We start from the raw sequence: 19,018 nt of genomic DNA on the forward strand, positions 1-19,018 counted from the left end.
TTGGGGTATCGAAGCGATTTTTCGGCACCACCCATTTTTCTTTTCATGCGTAAATTTATTTCCGCCCAGAAGCAACAAATTTCAACACATCAGTGATCAGTAGTCCACGCCTTCACGTGCCTGCTGCAGTTCACGCCTATATAACCTGCCCAAATTCAATCGTTATAATTTTTACACGTGAAAAATTTTATATTGACACACTGAACAAGCTCTAGCATGTCTAGGGGGGCTCAATCACGAGCTGAAGGCCCTGCCCTTCGGGAGGTTTGAAGTTGGCGACAACTGACGGACCAGCAGGAAAACCGTTGTTCATGTCCCATAGAAGGACGCCCCGGCGAGCGCCGGTCATTCGGAGGAAATCATGTTTCGCAAATCGCTCAGCCGTATTCTCTTTTCCGGTGTAGCTCTGGCAATGATGGCAGGTGCTGCATCTGCCGAAGGCATCGGCGCGTCGCTTCTCACCCAGCAGCATCCGTTCTACATCGCGCTCGCAGATGCGATGAAAAAGGAAGCGCAGGCAGAAAATGTACCGCTGGAAGTCTCCATCGCCAATCAGGACCTGAGCAAGCAGCTTGCCGATGTGGAAGATTTCATCACCAAGGGCGTTGACGTCATCATCATCTCGCCGGTTGACAGCAAGGGCGTTCGCTCGGCCATCAACAAGGCTGAAAAGGCTGGCATCAAGGTCATTACCGTCGATGTTCCGGCCAACAATGTCGATGTGACCTCGTTTGTGGGCACGGACAACTTCGCAGGCGGCGAAAAGGCTGCCGAACTGATGGCAAAGTCCATCGGCGAGAAGGGCAACGTCGCTGTGATCGATTACCCGACGGTTCAGTCGGTCGTGGACCGCATTGAAGGCTTCAAGAAGGGCATTGCCAAATATCCCGACATCAAGATCGTGGCAATCCAGCCGGGCATCACCCGTCCGGAAGCTCTTTCGGCTGCCCAGAACATCCTTCAGGCCAATCCGGATATCGTCGGCATCTTCGGTTTCGGTGACGATGCTGCGCTGGCCGCTGCCTCGGCAGTGAAATCGGCCAAGCTTGAAAACCAGGTCAAGGTGATCGGTTTTGACGGCATGGAAGAAGCCCGCAATGCCGTGAAAAACGACCCGGTCATGGTCGGCGTTATCGCCCAGTACCCGGACCAGATGGGCAAGGTTGCAGTTGAAACCGCTGCCAAGGTCATCAAGGGCGAGGAAGTTCCAGCCAAGCAGCCAATCGTTCCGGGCGTCGTCACCAAGGACGGCGAAACCAAGTAACACCGCGTGAAACAGCGACACTCCTCCCAGTCGCTGTTTCCTATCTGCGTGCGGCGGCCCGGCGAACACCACACGCCTTGCCGCCGCCGCAACCCTTTTGAATTGCAGACTTCGCTCGGGATCGATCTTAAAATCCACTGCGAAACTGAATAACGGAGAGTGGAGGCCCCCCAAAGTGACAGATACCGAGACAGCCACCAAATCCGAAGGAAACGCCCTGCCGGATATGGTTCTTGAAATTCGCGATGTGGCGAAATCCTTCGGCCCGGTCATCGCACTCAAGCGCATGAACCTGACCGTGCGTCGCGGCCGCGTGCATACGCTTCTTGGCGAAAACGGCGCCGGAAAATCCACGCTGATGAAGATTCTGGCTGGCGTTTTCAAGCCAACCTCCGGCACCATTTTGCTGAAAGGCGCAGCCTATGCGCCGAAAGACCCGCGCGATGCCCGTGCAAATGGCATCGCCATAGTCTTTCAGGAATTGAGTCTGTCGCGCAATCTCAGCGTGGCCGAAAACATCTTCGCCAATCATGAGCCTAGCCGCTTCGGTTTTGTGCGGGAGCGGGAACTGAACGCAGCTGCCGACAAGCTCATCGATGAGCTTGGTCTGCCCGTCGATGCACGCGCAAAGGTCGGCGACCTGTCGATTGCCCAGCGCCAGCTCGTCGAAATCGCCAAGGGCCTGAGCCAGCCTGCTGACGTCGTCATTCTGGATGAGCCGACCTCATCGCTTTCCGACAGCGAAGCGGAAATCCTGTTTTCGATTATCGAGCGCCTGAAAGCCAGGGGCACAGCCGTTATTTATATTTCGCATCGCATGGAAGAAATCATGCGGCTTTCCGACGACATTACGGTCGTTCGCGATGGCGAATATGTAACGACCACGGAAAAGAGTGAGACCACCATCGAGCGACTGATTGCCCTGATGGTCGGCCGTGAGATGAACGACATCTATCCGCCGCGCGAAGCGCCGAGGCCATCGGCAAGCGTGCCGCCCATACTTGAAACGAAGAACCTCTCGGTTGCGGGCAAATTTAGCAATGTTTCCATCGACGTGAAACCCGGCGAAGTTTTGGGGCTTTTTGGACTGGTCGGTTCTGGCCGTTCGGACGTGATGAAGGCATTGTTCGGTATCCTTCGGCCCACGGGCGAAATCAGGCTCGACGGCAAAGCCATCACCCTCTCCTCACCGACCGATGCCATTCGCAACGGCATTGCTTTCGTGACCGAGAACCGCAAGGAAGAAGGCCTCGTTCTTCCGCATAGCGTTGAGCGCAACATCAACATGGTTGGGCTCGGACAGCTTGCAGGGCCTTTCGGCCTCATGCGCTCTCGGGCTGAGCGCTCTGCCGCCAAGGCGGAAGTACTGCGTCTTGCCATCAAGACAGCATCCATCGACACGGTTGCCGGGTCGCTCAGCGGCGGCAACCAGCAGAAGATCGTGCTGGCAAAATGGCTGCAGACAAAGCCGCGCATCCTCATTCTCGACGAACCGACACGCGGCGTCGATGTCGGCGCAAAATTCGAAATCTATCGCATCATCCGTGAACTTGCCGCCAATGGCGCGGCGATCCTGATGGTTTCCTCCGAACTGCCGGAAGTGCTGGGCCTCAGCGACCGGGTGGCTATCATGCATAACAAGCATGTCGCCGCCATTGTCGATGCCGATGGCCTTACGCCCGAAACCGTCATGAGCTACGCAGCAGGAATGCACATATGAGCAACGCACAAAATATTCAGAAGAAAGCCGTGGACGCGGAAGTCCGCCGTTCGCTTTTCAGCTCCCCGCTGGTTCGCCAGTATGGCGGTATCATCATCTCGTTGGCCGTGCTCTGCGTGGTCTTCGCGGTGCTCAACCCGCGCTTTCTCGCTTTCAACAACTTCATGAACATCATGCAGCAGGTGGCGGTGATCGCCGTTGCTGCCTATGGCATGACCTATGTGATCCTGCTCGGCGAAATCGACCTGTCCATCGGCTCGATCATCGCAGTTTCCGGCATGGTGGCAGCGCAAGCCTTCGCCATGGGCTTCGGCTTCGTGCCGACCGTTATTTTCACCCTTGCGGCGGGCGCCATCATGGGCGGGCTCAATGGTGTACTTTCGGCAAAGCTGATGCTGCCATCCTTCATCGTGACGGTTGCGACAATGGGCATCTATCGCGGCATGGTCAGCCTGCCGACCAATGGCGCGCCTGAAATCATCGAAAACGATACCTGGCTCGCCATTGGTTCGGAAAACTGGCTCGGTCTGCCGATCATCATCTGGATCGTCGGTGTTCTGTTCATCTTCAATTATATCCTGCTGTCGAAGACTGTTTTCGGTCGCCGCATCTATCTGTCGGGCGGCAACAAGGAAGCGGCGATCTATTCGGGTATCCGCGTCGACCGCATCAAGATCATCGTCTTCATGCTCTCCGGCGTCATGGCAGCCATCAGCGGCATCTTGCTCTCATCACGCCTGTCCTCAGCACAGACCAATGCAGGCATGGGCTACGAACTCGACGCCATTGCTGCGGTCGTGCTGGGCGGCACCTCACTTGCTGGCGGCGTCGGCACCATGGTCGGCACCATTCTCGGCGCGCTCATCATCGGCGTCATCAATAACGGCATGAACATGCTGTCGGTGCCCTATTTCTATCAGCTCATCGTCAAGGGCGTGGTCATTCTGGTCGCCGTCTGGCTGGACGTGCGCTCGAAATCCATGCGCACATAATCGCGGTGCACCTTATGAAAAAGATCATCACCATCGGCGAGATCGTCGTCGAAATCATGGCCATGGAAACCGGCAACGGTTTCAAGACCGCCATCCCATTGATCGGGCCGTTCGCCTCCGGCGCGCCCGCAATCTTCATCGATCAGGCCGCCAAAATGGGCCAGCCTTGCGGCATGGTCAGCGCGGTCGGCAATGACGACTTCGGCGCGCTCAATGTCGAGCGCCTGCAGAAGGACGGCGTGGATGTATCGGCCATCAGCGTGCATCCGACAGCCGCCACCGGCAGCGCCTTCGTGCGTTATCGTCCGGACGGCAATCGCGATTTCATCTTCAACATCAAGCACAGCGCATGCGGTGCCATCGGCCTGACGCCCGAAGCCGAAAGGCTGATCGAGACTGCCGATCATCTGCATATCATGGGCTCCGCCCTGTTCTCCGATGGCATTGTTTCGGCGATCCACGAGGCGACGATCCGTATCAAGGCGAAGGGCGGCACTGTCTCCTTCGATCCGAATATCCGCAAGGAAATGCTCGAATTACCGGGTATGCGCCAGGCACTGGCCCATGCGCTGGAAAACACCGACCTGTTCATGCCGAGCGGCCCGGAAATCTTCCTCTTCACCAAGGCGACCGAAGAAAAGGCCGCCGTGCAAGAACTTCTGGCGCGTGGCATCAAGGCCGTTGTGGTCAAGCGCGGCGCGGAAGGCGCCAGCTATTTCGACCAGTCCGGCGAGGTTTCCGCGCCTGCTTTCAAGGTCGATGAGATCGACCCGACCGGAGCGGGCGACAGTTTTGGCGCGGCATTCGTCACCTGCTGGCTGCGCGACATGGCACCAAAAGAAGCTCTTGTCATCGCCAACGCCACCGGCGCACGCGCCGTTGGTGTCAAAGGGCCGATGGAGGGCACCTCGACCATGGCCGAAATAGAAGCCCTCCTTCAGAAAAACGGAGTTCCAGCATGAGCAGTACGCAAGTTCTAAGTGCACTTCCCGCCCGTTACGCCAGCGGAGTTCGTGGTGGCATCACGTCGATCTGCTCTGCGCATCCTCTGGTGATCGAAGCCGCCCTCCTCGAAGGCGTTGCAACCGACACGGATGTGCTGATCGAGGCCACCTGTAATCAGGTCAATCAGGATGGCGGTTATACAGGCATGACGCCTGCCGACTTCCGCCGCTTCGTGGAAGACATCGCAGCCCGCGTCGGCTTCGACACCAAGCGGCTTATTCTGGGCGGCGACCATCTCGGCCCGAACCCGTGGAAGCACCTGCCCGCCGAAGAAGCCTTGCTGAAGTCGGATGTGATGATCGACGCCTTCGTGCGCGCTGGCTTCACAAAGATCCATCTCGACACCTCGATGGGCTGTGCTGGCGAGCCGGTCGCGCTACCCGATGCCGTGACCGCCGAGCGCGCTGCGCGTCTGGCCAAGGTTTCGGAAGCAGCGGCCCGTGAAGCCGGATACGACCTGCCGGTCTACATCATCGGCACCGAAGTACCGATCCCCGGCGGCGCGATGGAAGAAATCGAAGAGCTGGAATTGACCAAGCCGAGTGCGGCGGTCGAAACCGTCGCCATTCACCGCAAGGCTTTCGCAGCGCTGGGGCTGGAAGACGCCTTCGCCCGCGCCATCGGTGTCGTGGTGCAGCCGGGCGTAGAGTTCGGCAACGAAAATCTCGTGTTCTACAACAGCGAGAAGGCGACAGCTCTCAGTGGCGTTCTCAGCGAAATGGCGCAATTCGTCTTTGAAGCCCACTCCACCGACTATCAGCCGGTGGAAGCGCTTTCCGATCTGGTTGATGACGGTTTCACCATTCTGAAAGTCGGCCCCGGCCTGACTTTTGCACTGCGCGAGACACTCTATGGCCTCGACCAGATTGCAGCTTTCCTCGACAAGCTGCTGGAAGAAGAAACCCTGCGCGGTAAGATGGAAGCGCTGCTTCTCGCAGAGCCGAAGAACTGGGAAAAATATTACCACGGTGATGCGGAAGAACTGCGCCTGCAACGCCATTTCTCTTATAGTGACCGCATTCGCTATTACTGGCCGCATCCGGTCGCAACTGCTGCCGTCGATGCGCTTTTGAAACGTCTGGAAGGGCGCAAGATACCGGAAACGCTGATCAGCCAGTATCTGGGCACGCTTTATCCGGCTGTCGCCTCGGGTGAGATTGAAGCGACGCCCCACGCCTTGATAGTGGAGGCCGTCCGCAATGTGGTCCGGACATACGGCAAGGCTGTAGGAACTCATTAGAGCGGTTCCGGTTGAAACGGAACCGCTCTATGTCTTTGTTTGTACGCATTATCCTACGCAAAACCGCTTCGCACTTTTGCTGGAAATGCTCTGAAACAAAAAAGGCGCGGTCAACACCGCGCCTTTCTTTTGCTCAGGCCTCTATCGGGCTTTTAAAAACCTTGAGCCGCAAGGCATTGCTCAGCACGAAGATGCTGGAGAAAGCCATGGCGCCTGCCGCCAGAACCGGTGACAACAACGTGCCAGTGAACGGATAGAGGACACCCGCCGCGACAGGGATCAGCGCGACGTTATAGGCAAAGGCCCAAAACAGGTTTTCGCTGATATTACGGATCGTCGCCTTCGATATGGCAATGGCATTGACCACGCCGCGCAGATCGCCCGACATCAACACCACATCCGCGCTTTCAATCGCAATATCCGTGCCAGTGCCAATCGCAATGCCGACATCGGCAGCAGCCAATGCAGGCGCATCGTTGATACCATCACCGACAAAGGCAATCCGCTTGCCACCTGCCGAAAGCCGCTTCAACGCTTCAACCTTGCCGTCTGGCAGCACTTCTGCAACGACTTCATCGATGCCGAGACGTTTTGCGATGGCTTCCGCCGTGCGGCGGTTATCGCCGGTGATCATGGCTACCTTCAGCCCCTGCTCGTGCAGGGCAGCAATCGCCGCTGGCGTGGTTTCCTTCATTGGGTCGGCAACAGTCAGGATTGCTGCCAGCTTACCATCGACAGCTGCATAGAGCGGAGACTGCCCTTCATTACCGAGACGCTTCGCATCATTGGCAAAGACAGCAACATCATGACCGAGTTTCGCCATGTAACGATCAGCGCCGATGGCAATCTCATGGCCGGACACATGAGCCTTCAGACCAAATCCAGGTACGGCTTCGAAAGCCGATACATCCGCAAGCTTCAATCCCTTCTCTTTCGCTGCTTCTACAATCGCGTCGGCAATCGGGTGTTCGGAACGTGCCTCCACAGCCGCGACAAGTGCCAGAAGTTCATCCTTTTCAAAGCCATCGACCGTCGCAAAATGGGCCAAAGCGGGCTTTCCCTGTGTCAGCGTACCGGTCTTGTCGACGGCGATAACGGAAACATCGCGCAAGGTCTGCAAAGCATCACCGCGGCGAAACAGGACGCCGAACTCGGCTGCACGACCGGTACCGACCATGATGGATGTTGGTGTGGCCAGGCCCATGGCACACGGGCAGGCGATGATGAGAACCGCAATGGCGTTCACCAGCGCGTAACCCAGCATGCCCGTGCCACCGATCACAAGCCACAAAGCGAAGGTCAGTGCTGCGGCTGCCATAACAGCGGGTACGAACCAGCCGGTCACCTTGTCGACCTTTGCCTGAATTGGCAGCTTGTCGGCCTGAGCGTCCTCGACCATGCGGATGATCTGCGAGATCACCATATCACGGCCAACCTTGGTTGCACGGAAGGTGAAAGCACCGGTTTTATTGATCGTACCGCCGACCACTTCCGCGCCCTTTTCCTTGGCAACAGGTACAGGCTCGCCGGTAATCATCGATTCATCCACATAGGACGAACCTTCGATCACCTCGCCGTCGACCGGCACTTTCTCGCCGGGGCGGACTTGTACGACGTCACCAGCGCGAACATCTTCCAGCGGCACATCGATCGTCTCGCCATTACGCACCACACGCGCCGACTTCGCCTGTAAGCCGACCAGCCGGCTGATAGCCGCACTGGTGCGTCCCTTGGCACGCGCCTCCAGATAACGCCCGATCAGGATCAATGTGACGATGACGGCGGCAGCCTCGAAATAAACATTCACCGTGCCTTCCGGCAGCACACCGGGAAGGAAAGTCGCGACCACCGAATAGCCCCATGCGGCAAGCGTGCCAACCACAACCAGCGAATTCATGTCAGGCGTGCCGCGCAACAGCGCCGGAATGCCTTTTTTGAAAAAGCGCAATCCCGGACCGAACAGAACCAGCGTGGTGAACACAAGCTGCAGATACCAGCTGTTCTGCATACCGATCCTGTCCATGACGAACATAAGAACCGCAGGGATCAGATGCGAACCCATTTCCATAATGAAAACGGGCAAGGTCAAAACGGCAGAGAGAATGACGCTTTTCTTCAGTTCTGCCGCTTCAGCATCCCGCTTCTCGGACTGCGTTTCCTGCTTGACGTCGCTCTGCGCGTCATCCAGCGAACGCGCCTCATAACCTGCCTGTTCAACCGCCTTGATGAGTTCGGAGGGCTGTACCGGCCCGGCCAGTTCCACATGGGCACGTTCGGTCGCAAGATTGACGCTGGCGCGCATCACGCCCGGAACAGCGTTAAGCGCTTTTTCAACCTTGCTGACGCAGGAAGCGCAAGTCATGCCTTCAATAGCAAGATCAATGTTCCCTGCCGGGACATCGTAACCTGCCTTGCGAATGGCATCGATCACCGACGGCAAATCCGGTGCGCCTTTGAAAGTCACATCGGCACGTTCGGTCGCAAGATTGACGGAAACCTTGTCGACGCCCGGAACTTTAGACACAGCTTTTTCAACGGATGACACGCAAGACGCGCAGCTCATCCCTTCGACGGGCACTGGAAAACTGATGGTTTCGTGATTAACCGGCTTGTTCATGGCAATCCCTTTCATCGCCCGGAAAGGGCATAATTCGAGAGTTGCTCTCTAGATAGGGCTTCCCACCGTTGGAAGGTCAAGCCCTTTTTAAGGCGAGGTTCGGATTGGACTTTTCGTCTGGTGTTATGGCTTTTCGAGCGCCGCTCAATAACAAGTGGGCGATGCCCTAAATCGGCAATCGGTTGTGTGCTGCAGGCATTTCCAGACCGACATTGCTGCGATTCTGGATAAAGGAATGCACGTCTCCGGCAGGCATTGGCCGCCCGGTCAAGAAACCCTGCACTTCGCCAAAACGCTCGGTCTTCAAACGTTCCAACTGTTGTGCGGTTTCCACGCCCTCGGCCGTCGTGACAATATTGAAGCCCGCACCGAGCGTTGCCACAGCCTGAATGATGGCCAGATCGCGCGTATCGACTTCGATCCCTGAAACGAAACTGCGATCAATCTTGATCTTATCAAATGGGAATGATCGCAAATAGCTCAAAGAAGAATAGCCGGTCCCGAAATCATCCATCGCGATACGAACGCCCAATCGGCGAAGTTCGAACAGCAACTCGATATTGTTCTTGCTGTTCGACAAGAAGACCGACTCCGTGATTTCAAGCTCAAGCCTGTCGGGTGAAAGACGCGCTGCTTCCAACGCATCCGTGACGGAATGCAAGATCGTGGTCTGACTGAACTGGACCGGTGAAAGATTGACCGAGACTTTTATTTCCTCCGGCCAGAGCACAGCTTCCCGACATGCAGTCCTTAGAACCCAGTCGCCGATCGGTCCGATGAGCCCGGTTTCTTCTGCCAGTGGAATGAATTCCGCCGGTGAAACCATACCGCGATCAGGATGACGCCAGCGGATCAGCGCTTCAAAGCCGGAAATCTTGCCGCTCTCAAGATTGAAAATCGGTTGATAATGCAGTTCAAACTGTTCATCCAGCAGAGCCTGACGAAGTTCGCCGGTCATGACATAACGCTTCTCCGCCGCCAGACGCAGGGAGTGCTGATAGAACCGGAATGTACGACGTCCACCTGATTTTGAAGCATAAAGCGCGAGATCGGCATTGCGCATCAGCACATCGGGATTGTCTCCATGCAATGGCGCCTGGGTGATGCCCATGCTGCAGGCGACGAATTCTGAATTGCGCACCAGTTCGAACGGATCCTGAAAAGCAGAAAGGATACGGTCAGCGAACATTGCAATTTGTGCCAGTGTCCCGTTTCGGTAGACAATGGCAAATTCGTCGCCTCCCAGCCGGGCAATGAATTCATCCGAAGTCGTGATCTGCTTCAGTCGACGCGCCACTTCTTGCAAAAGCTGGTCGCCAGCCTGATGCCCGATATTGTCGTTGATGTTCTTGAAATGATCGATATCAAGGTAGAACAAGGCAAAAGGCTCGGAATCCCCGCCCTTTTTCAACAGGCTCTCGACATGGTGAGCAAAATAGGCGCGGTTCGGCAAGCCTGTCAGACTGTCATGCATGGCAATATGTGCCATGCGTTCCTCGATCTCACGCCGTTCGGTTATATCCTCAACGAGCCCGATCAAATAGCGGGGCTCGTTGCCCTCGACCGGTGGGATCGAACATTTTATGATCCGCATCGTTCGCGACGTTCCGTCCTTGCGCTCGATCTTGCGTTCGACGTTCAACACGCCCCGACGCCGCATCGCCGTGCGATCTTGCTGGATGATGACGGTTGCCTCGCGTTCAGGGAAAAGATCGAGGTCGGTCGAACCGATGGCTTCGTCTACCGGCTGTCCGCTCGCCGCTGATGCGGCCTGATTGTAGAGCACATACCGACCGTCATCGTGCATATCCTTGACGAAGACACCAAGCGGCAGATTGTTGACGAGGCTGTCCAGCAGGGTTTGGGCGTGGTTTGCCTGACGATTGGCTTCTGCCAACTCTGTCCTGTCCTGAACAATGGCGAGAATCGCTTCCTTACCGTCAAACAGCACTTGACGTCCGTAAGTCAGAACATCAATGATTTCACCATTCGCGCGCAGATGTTGCCAGCGCTCCGGTCGTTCAAGGTCGCTGCGATCACGAATGGCAGCCAGCATTCGATCCCGTTCTGTCTGGGGCCGAATATCGAGCACTGTCATTCCCGGAATTTCATCAGCGGTATATCCATAGAGCCGATAGGCAGCGTCATTCATCACGATGAAATGCAGCGTCTCCGGATCATAAACCCACATCGGTGTCGGATGGGTTGTGAAAAGGATGCGGAAGTCCTGCTCGGACGTGTGCGCCATCGTGCCTTCCGTCGAAGCTGAAGCGCCCCTCCGCTTCCTCATCGTAAATCCCTCATCCAACTGATCCTACTGGATAATCTCGATCCACCCTACAAGTGGACCGTCAAGTTTCATGGCACCATGAGTAACACGCGGAAGATGCACCCCGAACATAGATTAAAGCCGAGAATTTTAATAAACCATATACAAATTGAGGGTCGATTTAAGGATTTTCTTTAAAACTGCATTTTTCCATCGCTTGACCGGCTTCAACTTCCAGCCTATGCCTAAAGACGCAAAATTCGTTGGGGTGCCTTCGAAGCAATATCAGGAAAAGTGCCAAGCGGTTTTCCGTCCGATGTTGCGACACAAAAGGCTGAGAGACGCTGATCGCGTTAACCCATTGAACCTGATCCGGGTAATACCTGCGTAGGGAACGGAGTTTGACGCGTCGCAGCCGAGGGTTTCCCTCATCGGAGTTCAAGCTCCAAACAGGTTCATGACGTCTCATTTTCCGTTCGGAATGAGAGACGTGATGATGGACCAAAAAAACAGTTTCTCCCGAACCACATCAAACGGCAGTGCGGCATTCGTGCCCATATGCGTGACTATTGCCGGTTCCGATAGTGGCGGCGGAGCTGGCATTCAGGCCGACCTCAAGACATTCTCGGCGCTCGGCGTCTATGGTGCGAGCGTCATTGCCGCTGTGACCGTGCAGAACACCTGCACGGTGAGCGCAGTGCACGATATCCCACCCGCCATCGTCGCAGGGCAGATCGATGCCGTCTTCAGCGATCTCGATGTAGCGGCGGTGAAGATCGGCATGGTTTCCGTGCCCGAAACCATAGAGGCCATTGCGCGGGGCCTTGCGCATTTCTCCGGCCCTGTCGTACTCGACCCGGTGATGGTTGCAAAATCCGGCGACCGGCTTTTGAGCGAAAACGCCATTGCGCTTTTGCGCCAGAAACTGGTTCCGCTGGCCACGCTGCTGACGCCCAACCGGCCTGAAGCGGCCTGCTTGCTCGACAGCGATCTGGCTCGCGACGATGTAAACGCCGAAGAACAGGGGCGTGCCTTGCTCGAACTAGGCGCGAAAGCTGTTTTGATGAAGGGCGGCCATGCGGAAGGCGAAATCTGCGTCGACCTGCTGGTTCGCCGCGATCAGCCAACATTGCGTGTCGAGGCGACGCGTATCCGGACCGGTAACACCCATGGCACGGGCTGCACGCTCTCCTCAGCCATTGCTGCAGAGCTTGCCAAGAACCTTCCGCTCGAAAAAGCAGTCATTGCAGCCCATGCCTATCTGCAAGGGGCAATCCGCGCCGCCGATGCGTTGAAGATCGGACAGGGCCATGGGCCTGTTCATCACTTCCATAATCTCTGGAAAGTTCCCTCAGAGGAGGCCATGTGATGCGCGTCACCATCATCGGAGCGGGTGTCGCCGGTCTAGTGTGCGCGGCAGAATTTCACGGTCAGGGACATGCAGTCACTGTCATTGCCAAAAGCACTGAGATCGGTTCCGACAGCTGCTCATGGTTTGCAGGCGGAATGCTGGCACCATGGTGCGAAGGCGAGAGCGCGGAAGAGCCAGTCGTTCGTTTGGGACAGGAAGCGATCGGCTGGTGGGAGCAGCACGTTTCGACAGTCAATCGCAAGGGTACGCTTGTACTCTCGCACACACGCGATGCGACCGAACTGCGCCGCTTTGCCCGCCGGACGGAAGCATTTGACACCATTGATCAAGACCAGATCGATGCGCTGGAACCAGACCTTGTCGGCCGTTTTCGGCAGGGACTTTTCTTTGCGGCAGAAGGCCATCTCAACCCGCGCCAGACACTGATCGAGCTCGCCGAAAAACTGCAGAAGAAAGGCGTCGTCTTTCATCTGGGGCAGGATGCGAAAGACGTCAAAGTCGAGGCCGACATTACCGTCGATGCACGCGGTCTTGCAGCGCGTGATCAGTTGCAGGACCTGCGCGGCGTCAAGGGTGAAATGCTGGTTGTGCGCTCGCGCGATATCAATCTCAAGCGACCCATACGCCTCCTGCATCCGCGGATTCCGCTCTACATCGTGCCACGCGGCGACGGCGTACACATGATCGGCGCAACCATGATTGAAAGCGATGAGCGGGGTGGCATCAGCGTGCGCTCGACGCTGGAACTCTTGAGCTCCGCTTATGCCTTGCATCCGGCCTTCGGCGAGGCGGAAATCCTCGAAACCGGTGTCGATGCGCGCCCGGCCTTTCCCGACAATCTGCCCCGCGTCCGACGGCGCGGCAAAACCGTCTATGTCAACGGGCTTTACCGCCACGGCTTCCTGCTCTCGCCCGCCGTGGCACGCATGGCGGTTGCGAGCGCGACCATGCCGGAGGATGCGCCAGAGCCCAAACCAGAATTTGTGGAGGACTATGCATGACGATCGTGCTGAACGGTGAGGTCATCACCACGGCAGCCGCCAATCTGGCGGCGCTGCTCGCCGAAATCGAACTGGATGAAGCGGTTGTTGCAACCGCGCTGAACGGCGAATTCGTGGCCAGCGACGAGCGCGCAGCCGCGACCCTGTCGGCTGGCGATCGCATCGAAGTTCTGGCCCCGATGCAGGGAGGCTGAGATGCTGGAATTCTATGGCAAAAAATTTCAAAGCCGCCTGCTGCTCGGCACGGCGCAATATCCATCGCCGGCCATATTAGCCGATGCGGTGCGCGCTTCGCAAAGCGACATCGTCACCGTCTCGCTGCGTCGTGAAAGCGGCGAGGCCCGCGCCGGACAGGATTTCTGGGTGCTGATCCGGGAGCTGGGCGTGGCTGTTCTGCCCAACACGGCAGGCTGCCACACACCGCGCGAAGCGGTGACCACGGCAAAAATGGCGCGCGAAATCTTCGACACCAACTGGATCAAGCTGGAGGTGATCGGTGATACCGACACATTGCAGCCAGACCCGTTCGGACTGGTCGAGGCAGCACGCATACTCTGCGACGACGGCTTTGAGGTCTTTCCCTATATGAATGACGATCTGGTCGTCGCGGAAAAGCTTATTGAAGCCGGTTGCAAGGTGCTGATGCCCTGGGGCGCGCCCATCGGCTCGGGCCGAGGCCTCAACAATCCTTATGCGCTGAAGACCATGCGGGCGCATTTCCCCGATATTCCGCTTGTTGTCGATGCCGGCATCGGCGTGCCGTCCCATGCGGCAGCAGCGATGGAGCTGGGCTTCGACGCCGTGCTCATCAACACCGCCGTCGCCAAGGCTGGCGATCCCGTCGCCATGGCACGCGGTTTCGCGCTTGCGGTCGAAGCCGGGTGGCTTGCCTTTGAAGCCGACGCTATTGAGGCCCGCGACATGGCCGCGCCGTCCACCCCTCTTCTCGGAAAGGCATTTTTGTGATGGCCCTCGATCCGTTCTACCCGATCTTCGATAGCGCAAAATGGCTGGAGCGTATGGTGCCGCTCGGCGTCAAGCTGGTGCAACTGCGCGTCAAGGATAAGAGCGAGCCGGAGCTGCGCAGTGAAATTCGCGCCGCACGGGAGATCTGCCTTGCGCATAACTGTCAGCTGATCGTCAACGACTACTGGAAGGTGGCGCTGGAGGAAGGTTGCGACTTCATCCACCTCGGACAGGAAGACCTCGACGATGCCGATCTCAGTGCCATTCGGGGCGGTGGCTTGAAACTGGGTGTTTCAAGCCATGACGAGGCCGAACTGGACCGTGCCTTGTCGGTGAAGCCTGACTATATCGCACTCGGCCCCATCTATCCGACCATTTTGAAAAAGATGAAATGGCACGAGCAGGGCCTGCCGCGCCTTGGACAATGGAAAGCGCGCATCGGCAACATTCCGCTGGTGGGCATCGGGGGCATGAGCGTTGAACGCGCGCCCGGTGTTTTCGAAGCAGGCGCCGTTATCGTCTCCGTCGTCACCGACATCACCCTCAATGCCGACCCTGAAAGCCGCCTGCGCCAATGGATCGAAACCACGCGCGCTTATGCAGGCCATGCTCTGGAGCAGACCACATGAAAAAGACCGCCTTCGCCGCCCTGTTCGGCCTCGCCCTCACGGCTGCCACTTCGGCTCACGCTGACGACAAGTTGAAGCTCATTCTCGACTGGTATGTGAACCCCGATCACGGCCCCATCATCGTCGCCGACAAGCTTGGCTACTTCAAGGATGCCGGGCTGGATGTGGACATCGTCGCACCTGCTGACGCCTCGACGCCCACCAAGATGGTGGCGGCAGGACAGGCGGATCTCGCCATTTCCTATCAGCAGCAGGTGCATCTTCAGGTGCACGAAGGCCTGCCGCTTATCCGCGTCGGCACGTTGATCGACTCGCCGCTCAACTGCCTGATGACCAGAGACGACGGATCGGTGAATTCCATCGCCGATCTCAAGGGCAAGAAGATCGGCTATTCGGTCGCCGGAACCGAAGAGACATTGCTTGGCACCATTCTTGGCCAGCATGGTGTCAAATTGTCCGATGTCGAACTCATCAATGTGAATTTCTCGCTCGCGCCATCGCTGATGTCGAAACAGGTTGATGCGGTGATGGGCGCCTATCGCAATGTCGAGTTGAACCAGATGGCCGTCGAAGGCGTGCCCGGCAAATGCTTCTTCGTCGAAGAAGAAGGCGTGCCGGTTTATGACGAGCTCGTCTATGTCGCAGCTTCCGACAAATTGGACGCGGCGGAAAAGGACAAGATTGCACGCTTCCTCTCGGCCACGGAGAAGGCCGCGCAGTATATCGTCAACCATCCGGAGAAGAGCTACGACGTCTTCGCATCCTATAGTTCCGAACTCAAGGACGAGCTGAACCAGCGCGCATGGAAAGACACGGTCGCCCGTTTCTCCCGCTCGCCTGCAAGTCTCGATTACGGACGCTGGAGCCGCTACGAAACCTATCTCAAGGAAAACGGTCTCGTGCCTTCGGTCCTTCCGGTCGAAAAATTCGCCATCGACGTCAACGCGGAAGGGAGCAAGTCATGAGCCAGCCGCAACCGCATTATTCATCCGAACTGTTCACGCGCCTGCGCGCTGCGACGCTTGATGACTGGAAGCCCTATATCGATCATGAATTCGTGCGCGGATTGGGTGACGGCACGTTACCCAAAGCGGCTTTCCTGCATTATCTCCGTCAGGATTATGTCTATCTGCATCACTATGCCCGCGCCTTCGCGCTGGGTGTCGTCAAGGCCAACACACTGCAGGAAACACGGCTCTGCGCCCAGATCATGCATGGTCTGGCCGTCACAGAACTGCCGCTCCATGTCGGCATCTGTGCTCGCGAAGGGATCAGCGAAGACGAGCTTTACGCGACGAAGGAAGAACCGGAAAACCTCGCTTACACGCGCTATGTGCTCGATTGCGGACAGGCGGGCGATTTTCTCGACCTGCTGACGGCGCTCGTACCCTGCGCACACGGCTACGGCGAGATCGGCCTCAACCTTGCCGTGACCGCCCTGCCCGGTACGCCTTATCAAGAGTGGATCGACACCTATGCGGGGCCTGACTATCAGGACATGTGCCACACGGTCGGCAAACTGTTCGATCAGGCTGCAAAAGACCGCATCGGCGCCGACTTTGAGAAAAGCCCGCGCTGGCCAAGGCTCTGCCAGATTTTTGCCACCGCAAGCAGGCTCGAAGCCGATTTCTGGTCCATGGGTTTGAAGGCTGGATAGTGAACGAAACACTCCCATACCGAAGCCGGAAAAAGCGTGCTGCCGACGGCTTGCTGTCGGCGGCAGTGGCACTGGCCATCTGGCAGGCGGTGGTGAGCATCGGCCAGATGCCGCGCTTCATCCTGCCCGGCCCGCTGGATGTGGTGCAGTCATTGATCGGCAATGCCGGGCTGATTGCCGAAAACGCTGCCGCCACCATCGGCGAAGTTCTGGGCGGTCTGGCGCTCGGCTGCGCGGTTGGGATCGCAACTGCCATTTGCCTGATGATGTCACCGCTCGCGCAACGTCTCGTCATGCCCGCCATGGTGTTCAGTCAGGCGATCCCGATCTTCGCGCTCGCCCCCATTTTGACTTTGTGGCTTGGCTACGGTCCCGCATCGAAGATTGCAGTCACAGTGCTGATGATCTTCTTTCCCGTCGTTTCGACCTTCTTCGACGGCATGCGGCGTACCGACAGCAGCCTTATCGATGCAGCGGAAATTCTGGGTGCCGGACGCATGGCGATCCTGTTTCGCATCCGCATCCCATCCGCCTTTCCTTCGCTGGCGTCGGGCCTTAGCCTCGCCGCAGTCTATGCGCCCATCGGCGCTGTAGTGGGCGAATGGGTGGGCGCATCGAAAGGTCTCGGCTATCTGATGCTGCTCGCCAATGGGCGCGCCAAGGTGGATCTGATGTTCGCCTGCCTGTTCGTGCTGGCGGCATTCACCATGCTGCTGCACGGCACGGTGTCGCATTTCGCCCGCAAGCTTGCTGCCTGGCCTAAAAAAGCCGCATAAAAAAACGGCGGTTTCCCGCCGGTTTTTGCATCCACTTACATTGCTATCAGGCCAGCGTATAGGCTGTCTTGACCGTCGTGTAGAACTCGGCGGCGTAGCGGCCCTGCTCACGCGGACCGTAGCTCGAACCCTTGCGCCCGCCAAATGGCACGTGGAAATCGACACCGGCGGTCGGCAGATTGACCATCACCATGCCCGCTTCCGAATTGCGCTTGAAATGCGTGGCGTATTTCAGGCTCGTCGTGCAGATGCCCGACGACAGTCCGAAGCTGGTATCGTTGGCGGTAGCAAGCGCTTCTTCATAATTCCTGACGCGGATGACCGAAGCGACCGGGCCAAAGATTTCCTCGCGGCTGATACGCATCTGGTTGGTGGCTTCGGTGAAAAGCGCAGGCTGGAGATAGAAGCCCGGCGTTTCGCGGTTCAGACGTTCGCCGCCAAAAGCAAGCTTTGCGCCTTCCTTGCGACCAAGCTCGATATAATCCATGTCCTGCTGAAGCTGGCTTTCATCAACAACCGGGCCGATATGCGTGCCCTGCTTCAGGGCATTGTCGACCACAACGCTTTTCAGCTTTTCGATTGCAGCAGCGACAAACTTGTCGTGGATACCTTCCGTCACGATGATACGCGACGACGCCGTGCAGCGCTGGCCCGTCGAGAAGAAGGACGAATTGACCACGGACTCGACAGCGACATCGAGATCGGCGTCATCCAGGACGACAACCGGGTTCTTGCCGCCCATTTCGAGCTGGAAGCGGCGGTTGTGCTCGATGGATGCCGCCGCAACGCGCTTGCCCGTACCGGTCGAGCCGGTGAAGGTGACGGCCTGAACGTCCGCACTGTCCAGAATGGTCTGACCGACAACCGAACCCTTGCCCATGACGAGATTGAGAACGCCCTTTGGCAATCCCGCACGGTGCAGGATATCGACAATCGCCCAGGAGCAGCCCGGCACGAGATCAGCCGGTTTGAACACAATCGTGTTGCCGTAGCAAAGTGCCGGCGCAATCTTCCAGGCCGGAATAGCGATCGGGAAATTCCATGGCGTAATGATGCCCACGGTCGAGCCGGTGAAGGTGACGGCCTGAACGTCCGCACTGTCCAGAATGGTCTGACCGACAACCGAACCCTTGCCCATGACGAGATTGAGAACGCCCTTTGGCAATCCCGCACGGTGCAGGATATCGACAATCGCCCAGGAGCAGCCCGGCACGAGATCAGCCGGTTTGAACACAATCGTGTTGCCGTAGCAAAGTGCCGGCGCAATCTTCCAGGCCGGAATAGCGATCGGGAAATTCCATGGCGTAATGATGCCCACGACGCCGACCGGCTCACGGGTGATTTCCACACCGATACCCGGACGCGCAGAAGGCAGAACTTCGCCAGCCAAACGCAGGGCTTCGCCTGCGAAGAAATCAAAAATCTGGCTGGCGCGAATGGTTTCGCCGATGCCTTCAGCCAGCGTCTTGCCTTCTTCGCGCGACAGGAGACGGCCAAGCTCGTCCTTGCG

Annotated in this window: 16 protein-coding genes and 1 riboswitch; of the genes, 13 read left to right on the forward strand and 3 right to left on the reverse strand. The window is 57.7% G+C overall.

Features of this window, described 5'->3' with window-relative positions:
* Positions 1–361: 361 nt before the first annotated feature.
* The 5 genes from AAE521_RS06325 (at position 362) to AAE521_RS06345 (ending at position 6,221) form a co-directional block, all read left to right on the forward strand.
* On the forward strand, positions 362–1,264 hold the full coding sequence (locus AAE521_RS06325; RefSeq protein WP_071631883.1) for a substrate-binding domain-containing protein: 903 nt from the start codon (positions 362–364) through the stop codon (positions 1,262–1,264).
* Between the two features lie 226 nt (positions 1,265–1,490).
* Positions 1,491–2,984 carry a sugar ABC transporter ATP-binding protein gene (locus AAE521_RS06330; RefSeq protein ID WP_206044305.1) on the forward strand — a complete coding sequence of 498 codons (1,494 nt, stop codon included), beginning with the start codon at positions 1,491–1,493 and terminating at the stop codon, positions 2,982–2,984.
* Entirely contained in the window at positions 2,981–3,976 is a 996-nt protein-coding gene (locus tag AAE521_RS06335) for an ABC transporter permease (protein ID WP_071631881.1), read from the forward strand. The genes AAE521_RS06330 and AAE521_RS06335 overlap by 4 nt, the downstream gene beginning before the upstream one ends.
* A gap of 14 nt (positions 3,977–3,990) precedes the next feature.
* Positions 3,991–4,938, forward strand: coding sequence for a tagatose kinase (locus AAE521_RS06340; protein WP_342060753.1), 948 nt, complete (start codon positions 3,991–3,993; stop codon positions 4,936–4,938).
* Positions 4,935–6,221, forward strand: coding sequence for a D-tagatose-bisphosphate aldolase, class II, non-catalytic subunit (locus AAE521_RS06345; protein WP_071631879.1), 1,287 nt, complete (start codon positions 4,935–4,937; stop codon positions 6,219–6,221). Before AAE521_RS06340 ends, AAE521_RS06345 begins: the two co-directional genes overlap by 4 nt.
* 133 nt (positions 6,222–6,354) lie before the next feature.
* Here the strand turns inward: AAE521_RS06345 and AAE521_RS06350 are convergent, their stop codons facing one another.
* Both AAE521_RS06350 and AAE521_RS06355 read right to left on the reverse strand, forming a co-directional pair.
* A complete protein-coding gene (locus tag AAE521_RS06350; protein WP_342060754.1) occupies positions 6,355–8,838 on the reverse strand; it encodes a heavy metal translocating P-type ATPase in 2,484 nt (827 codons plus the stop codon).
* 166 nt (positions 8,839–9,004) lie between these two features.
* The gene (locus AAE521_RS06355; protein ID WP_342060755.1) at positions 9,005–11,128 is read right to left on the reverse strand and encodes a putative bifunctional diguanylate cyclase/phosphodiesterase; all 2,124 of its coding nucleotides are present in this window, start codon (positions 11,126–11,128) and stop codon (positions 9,005–9,007) included.
* Between the two features lie 233 nt (positions 11,129–11,361).
* Positions 11,362–11,518: riboswitch (TPP riboswitch) on the forward strand.
* An 85-nt stretch (positions 11,519–11,603) separates the two neighbouring features.
* On the opposite strand from AAE521_RS06355, the gene thiD reads away from it, so the two are divergent.
* From thiD to AAE521_RS06395, 8 genes are read left to right on the forward strand one after another with little or no spacing between them, the layout of a single operon-like run.
* Entirely contained in the window at positions 11,604–12,476 is an 873-nt protein-coding gene (gene thiD / locus AAE521_RS06360) for a bifunctional hydroxymethylpyrimidine kinase/phosphomethylpyrimidine kinase (RefSeq protein ID WP_071632008.1), read from the forward strand.
* Complete coding sequence (locus tag AAE521_RS06365; protein WP_071631876.1) at positions 12,476–13,480, forward strand: FAD-dependent oxidoreductase; 1,005 nt, start codon at positions 12,476–12,478, stop codon at positions 13,478–13,480. Before thiD ends, AAE521_RS06365 begins: the two co-directional genes overlap by 1 nt.
* Positions 13,477–13,674 carry a sulfur carrier protein ThiS gene (thiS, locus tag AAE521_RS06370; RefSeq protein ID WP_010658054.1) on the forward strand — a complete coding sequence of 66 codons (198 nt, stop codon included), beginning with the start codon at positions 13,477–13,479 and terminating at the stop codon, positions 13,672–13,674. Before AAE521_RS06365 ends, thiS begins: the two co-directional genes overlap by 4 nt.
* Position 13,675: 1 nt before the next feature.
* Positions 13,676–14,446, forward strand: coding sequence for a thiazole synthase (locus AAE521_RS06375; RefSeq protein ID WP_342060756.1), 771 nt, complete (start codon positions 13,676–13,678; stop codon positions 14,444–14,446).
* Positions 14,443–15,075, forward strand: coding sequence for a thiamine phosphate synthase (locus AAE521_RS06380; RefSeq protein ID WP_342060757.1), 633 nt, complete (start codon positions 14,443–14,445; stop codon positions 15,073–15,075). The genes AAE521_RS06375 and AAE521_RS06380 overlap by 4 nt, the downstream gene beginning before the upstream one ends.
* Positions 15,072–16,040: an ABC transporter substrate-binding protein gene (locus AAE521_RS06385; protein WP_011982466.1), complete on the forward strand. Its 969-nt coding sequence runs from the start codon at positions 15,072–15,074 to the stop codon at positions 16,038–16,040. The genes AAE521_RS06380 and AAE521_RS06385 overlap by 4 nt, the downstream gene beginning before the upstream one ends.
* The gene (gene tenA, locus AAE521_RS06390) at positions 16,037–16,732 is read left to right on the forward strand and encodes a thiaminase II (RefSeq protein WP_071631872.1); all 696 of its coding nucleotides are present in this window, start codon (positions 16,037–16,039) and stop codon (positions 16,730–16,732) included. Before AAE521_RS06385 ends, tenA begins: the two co-directional genes overlap by 4 nt.
* Positions 16,732–17,508 (forward strand): ABC transporter permease, encoded by a 777-nt coding sequence (locus AAE521_RS06395; protein WP_071631871.1) that lies wholly within the window; start codon positions 16,732–16,734, stop codon positions 17,506–17,508. Before tenA ends, AAE521_RS06395 begins: the two co-directional genes overlap by 1 nt.
* Before the next feature lie 46 nt (positions 17,509–17,554).
* On the opposite strand, the gene AAE521_RS06400 is transcribed toward AAE521_RS06395, so the two are convergent.
* Positions 17,555–19,018, reverse strand: a 1,464-nt coding sequence (locus AAE521_RS06400; protein ID WP_342060758.1) for an aldehyde dehydrogenase family protein, incomplete at its 5' end; no start/stop codon positions are given.

The organism is Brucella cytisi, from assembly GCF_038433355.1.
GTDB classification, from domain to species: Bacteria; Pseudomonadota; Alphaproteobacteria; order Rhizobiales; family Rhizobiaceae; genus Brucella; species Brucella cytisi.

Excerpts from the sequence above, each read along its gene's own strand:
- AAE521_RS06325 (WP_071631883.1), top strand. The coding sequence starts at position 362 with ATGTTTCGCAAATCGCTCAGCCGTATTCTCTTTTCCGGTGTAGCTCTG.
- AAE521_RS06330 (WP_206044305.1), top strand. The coding sequence starts at position 1,491 with ATGGTTCTTGAAATTCGCGATGTGGCGAAATCCTTCGGCCCGGTCATC.
- AAE521_RS06335 (WP_071631881.1), top strand. The coding sequence starts at position 2,981 with ATGAGCAACGCACAAAATATTCAGAAGAAAGCCGTGGACGCGGAAGTC.
- AAE521_RS06340 (WP_342060753.1), top strand. The coding sequence starts at position 3,991 with ATGAAAAAGATCATCACCATCGGCGAGATCGTCGTCGAAATCATGGCC.
- AAE521_RS06345 (WP_071631879.1), top strand. The coding sequence starts at position 4,935 with ATGAGCAGTACGCAAGTTCTAAGTGCACTTCCCGCCCGTTACGCCAGC.
- AAE521_RS06350 (WP_342060754.1), bottom strand. The coding sequence starts at position 8,838 with ATGAACAAGCCGGTTAATCACGAAACCATCAGTTTTCCAGTGCCCGTC.
- AAE521_RS06355 (WP_342060755.1), bottom strand. The coding sequence starts at position 11,128 with ATGAGGAAGCGGAGGGGCGCTTCAGCTTCGACGGAAGGCACGATGGCG.
- thiD (WP_071632008.1), top strand. The coding sequence starts at position 11,604 with ATGGACCAAAAAAACAGTTTCTCCCGAACCACATCAAACGGCAGTGCG.
- AAE521_RS06365 (WP_071631876.1), top strand. The coding sequence starts at position 12,476 with ATGCGCGTCACCATCATCGGAGCGGGTGTCGCCGGTCTAGTGTGCGCG.
- thiS (WP_010658054.1), top strand. The coding sequence starts at position 13,477 with ATGACGATCGTGCTGAACGGTGAGGTCATCACCACGGCAGCCGCCAAT.
- AAE521_RS06375 (WP_342060756.1), top strand. The coding sequence starts at position 13,676 with ATGCTGGAATTCTATGGCAAAAAATTTCAAAGCCGCCTGCTGCTCGGC.
- AAE521_RS06385 (WP_011982466.1), top strand. The coding sequence starts at position 15,072 with ATGAAAAAGACCGCCTTCGCCGCCCTGTTCGGCCTCGCCCTCACGGCT.
- tenA (WP_071631872.1), top strand. The coding sequence starts at position 16,037 with ATGAGCCAGCCGCAACCGCATTATTCATCCGAACTGTTCACGCGCCTG.